Source organism: Haloferax sp. s1 (assembly GCF_058382125.1).
In genome coordinates this window covers 1-772 of record NZ_JBZRPK010000057.1, presented here as the reverse complement: position 1 = coordinate 772, position 772 = coordinate 1, and the positions used below count along the sequence as shown (strand labels likewise).

1 pseudogene is annotated in these 772 nt (G+C 65.4%); it reads right to left on the bottom strand.

Going from position 1 to position 772, the window contains the following annotated elements:
- A pseudogene (locus QT222_RS00340) lies at positions 1 to 737 on the bottom strand (flippase activity-associated protein Agl23); the annotation flags it as partial.
- Positions 738 to 772: the final 35 nt, after the last annotated feature.

The following is a 772-nucleotide window of genomic DNA, read 5'->3' as shown; positions in this document are numbered from 1 at the left end:
CCCTCGGTTGTCGAGACCGCACGTGTCTGAGCGGCGAGTGCGGACAAATTGGGGAGTACTGCGGCGACGCGCGGGATACCCCTGCTGTCGAGCGCCTGTCTGCCCCACCGGACGAGTGCCGCGAGGCCGACCGCCGCCGGGATGGCGAGCGGGACGACGACGTAGACGCCGAGCCACGACGCGGAGGCTTCTGTCAGCATCGGGACGAACACGAGCGCGGCACCGGCCCAGTAAGTCGATGCCGAGACGACAGTTCTTGGACCGCCGGATGCGTAGCGGTCGACGACGAAGACACCAACTGCGAGGAGCGTGACCGGGAGCGCCGCGAGGGCAAGCACCTCTACGAGATTCCCGAGGTACGGAAGATACTGGTGGGTGGCACCGGGGTAGCGGTTGACGATGCGGACGCCGACGAATCGCTGGACAGATTCGAACAGTGCGACATCGATAGCACCGAGAATCGTCCCCGGCGTGTAGAGACCGACTCCGTTGGTATCGCCCGCTCGTGGAGCGAACACGAAGATGTAGAGACCGACGAAGACGAGGACGGCCCGTGCGGCGGGTGTCGCTGCACCGCGGACGCGAGCCGAGAGTTCACCGAGTCGCGTCGCGGCCGGACGTGAGGACGAAACGAGGGCAGCGTGGTCGAAGACGAGGAGACCGGCGACAGCGAGACAACAGAGCACGACCTGTCTCTTATACACAACCGACGCTGCCGACGAGCCTACGCCTTCCACTCGTCGCTTGACCGTACATCTCCCACCCACAGTAG